Genomic DNA, 6,279 nt, shown 5'->3' with positions numbered 1-6,279 from the left:
GGACGCCGTCGAGCAGGCGCCGCGAGGCGACCCGGACCAGCCAGGCGCCCGGGTCGTGCGGCGTCCCGTCCCGCGGCCACTGCACCGCCGCAGCCGCCGCGGCCTCCTGGAGGGCGTCCTCGCAGTCGGCCAGGTCGCCGTGGCGGCGCAGCAGCGCGGCCAGGGCGTGCGGCGACTCGCGCCGCCACACGTCGGTGAACCCGGGTCCGTCCGGTGCCGGCCCGGGTCGGCTCACTGGTCCTCGCCGCCGGCGCCCATCACCGGACGCAGCTCGACGGTCTCGCCCGGCCCGGAGAAGCGGCGGGCGATCTCCTCCGCACGCTGCTGGCTCTCCACGTCGAGCAGGAAGAACCCGGCCAGGTGCTCCTTGGCCTCGGAGTACGGCCCGTCGGAGACGAGCGGGGTGCCGCCGTCCCAGCGGTAGAGCCGGGCGGTGCGGGGGTCGCCGAGCGCCTCCCCGCCGAGCAGCTCGCCGTCGCGCTGCAGCTGGCCGAGCAGGTCGCCGAACCCGGCGTCCCGCTCGGCCCGCTGCTCGGCGGACTGGTCGGCGTACTCGGGCAGGAAGTCCGGGGTCGGGTGGCCCCACGGCTGGGGGTTGGAGTGGATCATCAGGACGTACTTCACGGTGGGTTCCTCTCGTTGCCGACGAGCCGGTCGGCCCGTCCACCCCCGAGGTCGGAGCAGCCGACCCCGATGTCGACATGATCGCGGCGACCGTCCGCGTCAGCTCTCCGGCGAGCCGGACTCCTGCCACCACCGGGCCAGCCGACCACGTCGGCCGAGGGCGCGCAACCGGTTCTCCACCTGGTCGCTCAACGCCGCCGGCGCCACGATGAGCAGCTCGTCGCCCGAGCGGAGCCGGTCCCGGCCGGCCGGGGTGAACATGTGGTCGTCGCGGACCACGAGGCTGACCGCGGCGTCGCGGGGCAGCCGCAGCTCGGCGATGGTGAGCCCCTGCAGGTGGGAGTCCGGCGGGATGCGGATCTGCAGCAGCGAGGCCGACACCTTGTCCAGCGGCGCGGACTCCACCTCGACGTCGGCGACCACGCCTCGGTCGAGACCCAGCAGCCGCGCCGCCAGCGGCAGGGTCGGTGCCTGGGCGAGGGTGAACACGATGACGAAGACCAGCACCACGTCGAAGAGGAAGTCCGAGCCGGGCACGCCGTAGGACAGCGGGATGGTGGTGAGCACGATCGGCACCGCGCCCCGCAGCCCCGACCACGACATGAACGCCAGGTGCCGCCCGGGCAGCCGGAACCAGTACGCGCAGGCCAGCACCGACAGCGGTCGGGCGACCAGGGTGAGGAAGATGCCGGCCGCCACCGCGACGGCCACGGCCTGCCAGCTGAGCCGGGACGGCGTGGCGAGCAGGCCGAGCATGACGAACAGCCCGATCTGGGCGATCCAGCCCATCCCCTCCACGAAGGAGCGGGTGGCCGAGCGGTGCGGCAGCTGGCTGTTGCCCAGCACCAGCGCGCACACGTAGACCGCGGCGAACCCGCTGGTGTGGGCGACCGCGGCGACCCCGTAGGCCAGCACCGGCCAGCCGACCGCCGCCAGCGGGTAGAGCCCGGACGCCGGCAGCGCGACCCGGCGCATCACCTGGGTGCCGACCCAGCCGAGCACCAGCCCGAACAGCACCCCACCGACCAGCTCGAGCACCACCAGCCCGACCAGCCCGAGCGGGCCGCCGGCCAGCTCGTGCCCCAGCGCCAGCTCGCTGGCCACGGTCACCAGCAGCACCGTGGGGGCGTCGTTCAGCCCGGACTCCGCCTCGAGCACGCCGCGCAGGCGTCCGGGCAGCGGCACCCGGCGCAGCACCGAGAACACCGCGGCGGCGTCGGTCGGCGAGCAGACCGCCCCCAGCAGCACCGCCGTCCACAGGTCGAGCCCGAGGACGAGGTGGGCGAAGGCGGCGGTGAGGGCGGTGCTGACCACCGTGCCGACCACCGCCAGCAGCGCCGCCAGCGGGGTGCTGCGGCGGATGTCGGGCCAGCGGGTGGTGAGGCCGCCCTCGGCCAGGATGAGCACCAGCGCCCCGAAGCCGAGCGCGTGCGCGAGATCGGCGTCGTCGAAGGCCACCCCGAGCCCGGAGTCGCCCAGCACCATGCCGAGCCCGAGGAAGAGCAGCAGGGCCGGCAGCCCCACCGACGAGCCCAGCCGGGCAGCCATGACCGAGACCAGCAGGACGGCGGCGCCCACGAGCAGGATGCCGTCCAGGTCGATCATGGGCTCATCCTCCCCCACCGCCGATGACGCCTGTGTGACGAGCCGACGGGCCCGCCAGGGGTCAGGGCAGGAAGTCGTTGGTGGCGGCGGTGCTCGCGTCCACCTCGCCCTCGAGCAGGCCGGCCCCGGCCATGAACTGCGCCATCGCCTGCCAGCGCTCCAGGTCGACCCGGCCGCTGGCGTCGCCGAACAGCGGGATGGTGGCCTCCAGGGTGGCGCGGGCGTCGTCGCGGGCGGCTCCGGTCATGCCGGGGATGTACTCCCCGCTCAGCTCGACCGCGCCCTCGGGGTCGTCCACCACGGCCCGGATCCCCTGCAGCGAGGCGGCCACGAAGGCCCGCAGCGTCTCGGGGTCGCGCTCGGCCAGCGCGGTGGTGGTGTTGAGCCCGATGCTGGCCAGGGCGGCGTCCTCGGGCAGCGTGATGGTGCGCACCGCGATGCCGGACGCCTCCAGCCGGACGGCCTCGTTGTTGAGGTAGCCCATCACGCCCTCGACCGCGTCGGTGGTGAGCGCGGCCTGCTGGGTGAAGCCGATGTACTCCACGGTCAGGTCGTCGACGGTCAGCCCGGCCGAGTCGAGGATGGCCAGCAGCGCGAACCAGTTGCCGCCGTAGGGCCCGGGGGCGCCGATGGTGCGCCCGCGCAGGTCGGCGGGGGTGGCGATGTCGGACTCCTCACGGACGATCAGCGCCACCGGGTACTGCTGGTAGACCGTCGCCACCGTGAGCAGCTGCGAGCCCGCCGAGACCGCCTGCAGCAGCTCGTCCCCGCTGGCCACCAGCAGGTCCTCCTCCCCCGCCTCCAGGGCACCGAACAGCGACTCCGAGCCGCCGTGGTGGCGCAGCGTGACGTCCAGCCCGGCCTCGGCGTAGAGGCCGAGGGCGTGCGCGGCGTAGAAGGGCGCGAACTGGATGTCGGGGATGTAGCTGAAGCCGAGGGTCAGCCGCGGGGAGCCGGGGGTGGGGGTCGGTCGCGCCGGGGCCGCCTCGTCGGCACCGCAGGCGGCCAGTGCGGTGGCGCCGAGCAGCCCACCGGTCGCGGCGAGCAGGGCGCGTCGGGTCAGCCTCATCAGATCTCCGTCCGTCGTTCGATCAGCCGCACCACGGCGTAGGCGGCGGTGGCCAGTGCGCAGAGCACGAGCAGGGTGGCGAAGAGCCCGGCGGTGTCGGAGCGGTCGCGCTGGGCGGTCAGCAGCAGGCCGAGGCCCTTGCCGCCCATCACGAACTCCCCCACCACCGCGCCGGTGACGGCCAGCGTGACGCCGTTGCGCAGGCCGGACAGGATCGCCGGCAGGGCCAGCGGGGCCTCGATGTGGCGCAGCAGCCGCCAGCCGCTGGCGCCGTCCACCCGGGCCGCGGCGACCACCTCGGGGTCGAGGGTGCGCAGGCCGAGGGTGGTGGCGACCACCACCGGGAAGAAGACGAGCAGCGCGCAGAGCACCGCGATGGCCGGCAGCCCGTAGCCGACCCAGAGCACCAGCAGCGGGGCGATGGCGATCGCCGGGACGGCCTGGGACGCCGCCACGTACGGCTCCACCGCCCTGCCGGCCCACCGGCCGTGCACCAGCAGCCAGGCCAGCGGCAGCCCGATGGCGACACCGAGCAGGCCACCCAGCCCGGCCGCGGAGAAGGTCGCGCCGATCGCCGGCAGCAGGTCGCCGGTCTGGAACAGCTCGACCAGGGTGGTGACGACGTCGACCGGCTCGGGCAGCACCACCCGGCCCACTGCGCCGCTGGCGGTCACCGCCCACCACAGGAGCACCAGCACGACACCGAGGACGAGCGGCGGCCAGAGCGCGCCGGCCGCCGGCCACCCCCGACGTCGGGCACCCAGCAGGGTGCGTGCGTTCTCCCGCTCAGCCACGGCCGTCCTCCCGGTCACGACGCACGCGACCTGGGGACGGCGACGCGGGCGCGTCACCGCAGGGCACGCGGGGACGTCAGAGCGTCCTCGCGCGCCACGTGCTGCTTCCCATCCGGACTCTCACCGTCGGTCCCGGAGTCCCACCGGGTCAACCGTCTCGGCGCCGGAGCGCCTCCACGGGTCGCGGACTGTCACCGCCGGTTCGGAATTGCACCGACCCCAGAGCACGTACGTGTCTTGCGAACCTGCATCCTAGCCCGGCTCCGGGAAGGCCCCCGACCACCGTCCGGCGGCGTCGGGCAGAGGGTCAGCGGGGAGGATCCTGCGGGCCCCAGCGGTCGTCGCGGCCCCGGTCGTCCTGCTGGCCCTGCTGCTGACCGCCGCCCTGCGGGCCCTCCTGCTGGCCCTGCTCGCCGCCGCCCTGCTGGCCCCACTGCTGACCGGCGTCCGGTTGGCCCCACTGCTGCCCACCCGGCTGACCGGACTGCTGGCCGCCCGGCTGGCCCCACTGCTGCTGGCCGGGCTGCTGCGTCGGGTAGGGGTCCTGGCCCCACTGCTGCCCGGCGCGAGGATCCTGCTGCTGGCCCCACTGACCGGCCTGGGGGTCCTGCTGGCCCCACTGCTGACCGGCCTGCGGCTGCTGGCCGCTGTACGGGTCCTGCTGCTGGCCCCACTGCTGCTGGGTGCCGTAGGGGTCCTGCTGACCCCACTGCTGGGCGGCGGGGTAGCCGCCCCACTGCTGGGCGACATCGGGGTAGGGCTGCGCCACCCAGCCGCCGGTGGCGGGGGCGGGCGAGGGCAGCTCGGTGGCCTTCCGGCGGGCGAGGTCCATGCTGTAGACGGTGTAGAAGCAGTTGAGGAACGGCGCCACGAAGAGCGCGGCCACCAGCGGCAGCGCGTACATCACGACGACGCCGATGATGATCGGCGCGACGACCGCGGCGTCCGGGCTGCCCGAGCCGAGGCTGTCCCCGGCGGCCGCCAGCGCACCGGCCATCACACCGAAGCCGATGGCCATCCCGACGAAGGTGACGACGTAGATCACCGCCTGCGGGATCAGCTGGGCGACGATGTTGTAGCCGAGGGTGCGCCAGAAGTTGCGGTCGGTGAGCCGCCAGGCCCGCTTGACCGCCGCCATGCCACCCAGGCGCTCGACCGCGAGCACCATGTAGACCGGCAGCAGCTTCACCGAGACCCACACCGCCGCCACGACGATCGCGAGGTAGAGCAGGGTCGCGACGCCGAACCCGAGCCCGGCGGCACCGCCGCCGGTGTCCTGCGACAGCCCCACCGACGCAGCCACGACGCCGCCGACCGCCAGCCCGAGGACCAGCGTCAACGCCACCGCGGCGAGCACGGCGAGCAGCAGGAGCGGGATCACCCGGCCCCAGAAGCCGCGGGTCTCACGCCAGAGGTCGCCGAAGGACGGCCGCCGGCTCTCGATGGTCTGCTGTACCAGCACCGCGGCCATGCCCTGCGCGCGCAGCGCCACCAGCAGCAGCGCGACGTAGAACACGAGCGTCCCGACCACGCCGAGCACCACCGCGCCGACCCCGGTGCCGACCCCGGCGCCCGGGTCGCCCTGCAGCACGGCGGTGAGTCCGAGGGCGAAGACCAGCAGGGTGATGAGGAGCCCGCCGACCAGACCGACCAGGATGGGCAGCAGCACGATGCCGAGGTGGGCGCCGTATCGGCTCTTCATCGCCCGCCAGGCGGTGCCCAGGACGTCGCCCAGGCCGTGCGGACGGTCGGGGGCGATCGATGACGCGGGAGTGGCGGGATAGCTCATGGCACAACGATGGCAGGCCGCGGGTTCCTCCGGGTAGCACCTGCGCGTCCGACCCGCGGCGGATCGCCCACGATGGGACGATCGGGCGGTGCCGAGCGTCCCGGAAGAGGTCCCGCTGGCCGTCGAGGAGCTGCGGGTGGTCGCCCGCTTCGCGGCTGCGGCGGCCGAGGAGGTGCTGCCGGTCTTCGAGCGCCAGCACCCCGACGACGGACGGCCCCGCGCGGCGCTGGAGGCGGCGCGGGTCTTCGTCGAGGGCGCGCCCCGCAGCCGGTTGCAGCGGGCTGCCTCCGTCGAGGCGCACCGGGCCGCCCGGGAGGCCGCCACCGAGGCAGCACGGCTGGCTGCCCAGGCTGCCGGGGACGCGTCCGCGGCGGCCTACCTGCACCCGTTGGCCCGTG

The 6,279-nt window shown here is 74.8% G+C and carries 7 protein-coding genes and 1 riboswitch; of the genes, 1 reads left to right on the top strand and 6 read right to left on the bottom strand.

Features of this window, described 5'->3' with window-relative positions:
* The 6 genes from DVA66_RS15630 to DVA66_RS21355 form a co-directional block, all read right to left on the bottom strand.
* The coding region (locus DVA66_RS15630; protein WP_269801632.1) for a sigma factor at positions 1-235 on the bottom strand (235 nt) is incomplete at its 3' end.
* On the bottom strand, positions 232-624 hold the full coding sequence (locus tag DVA66_RS15625; RefSeq protein ID WP_114560913.1) for a YciI family protein: 393 nt from the start codon (positions 622-624) through the stop codon (positions 232-234). The genes DVA66_RS15630 and DVA66_RS15625, both read right to left, overlap by 4 nt.
* Before the next feature lie 99 nt (positions 625-723).
* Complete coding sequence (locus DVA66_RS15620; RefSeq protein WP_114560912.1) at positions 724-2,229, bottom strand: potassium/proton antiporter; 1,506 nt, start codon at positions 2,227-2,229, stop codon at positions 724-726.
* A gap of 61 nt (positions 2,230-2,290) precedes the next feature.
* Positions 2,291-3,298: an ABC transporter substrate-binding protein gene (locus DVA66_RS15615; RefSeq protein ID WP_114560911.1), complete on the bottom strand. Its 1,008-nt coding sequence runs from the start codon at positions 3,296-3,298 to the stop codon at positions 2,291-2,293.
* A complete protein-coding gene (locus tag DVA66_RS15610; protein ID WP_232821996.1) occupies positions 3,298-4,092 on the bottom strand; it encodes an ABC transporter permease in 795 nt (264 codons plus the stop codon). The genes DVA66_RS15615 and DVA66_RS15610 overlap by 1 nt, the downstream gene beginning before the upstream one ends.
* Positions 4,093-4,186: 94 nt before the next feature.
* A riboswitch (FMN riboswitch) is annotated at positions 4,187-4,324 on the bottom strand.
* 75 nt (positions 4,325-4,399) lie between these two features.
* On the bottom strand, positions 4,400-5,881 hold the full coding sequence (locus tag DVA66_RS21355) for a hypothetical protein (protein ID WP_198671823.1): 1,482 nt from the start codon (positions 5,879-5,881) through the stop codon (positions 4,400-4,402).
* A gap of 88 nt (positions 5,882-5,969) precedes the next feature.
* Here DVA66_RS21355 and DVA66_RS15600 point away from each other — a divergent pair.
* Positions 5,970-6,279 (top strand): putative immunity protein (locus tag DVA66_RS15600; protein WP_408608921.1); only part of this gene is annotated, 310 nt, incomplete at its 3' end.

The sequence above is a fragment of the Desertihabitans aurantiacus genome (assembly GCF_003344635.1).
In the GTDB taxonomy this organism is placed as follows: Bacteria; Actinomycetota; Actinomycetes; order Propionibacteriales; family Propionibacteriaceae; genus Desertihabitans; species Desertihabitans aurantiacus.
Note: the sequence above shows the minus strand (reverse complement) of the source record. Positions and strands in the feature narration are given on the sequence as shown.

Excerpts from the sequence above, each read along its gene's own strand:
- DVA66_RS15620 (WP_114560912.1), bottom strand. The coding sequence starts at position 2,229 with ATGATCGACCTGGACGGCATCCTGCTCGTGGGCGCCGCCGTCCTGCTG.
- DVA66_RS15615 (WP_114560911.1), bottom strand. The coding sequence starts at position 3,298 with ATGAGGCTGACCCGACGCGCCCTGCTCGCCGCGACCGGTGGGCTGCTC.
- DVA66_RS21355 (WP_198671823.1), bottom strand. The coding sequence starts at position 5,881 with ATGAGCTATCCCGCCACTCCCGCGTCATCGATCGCCCCCGACCGTCCG.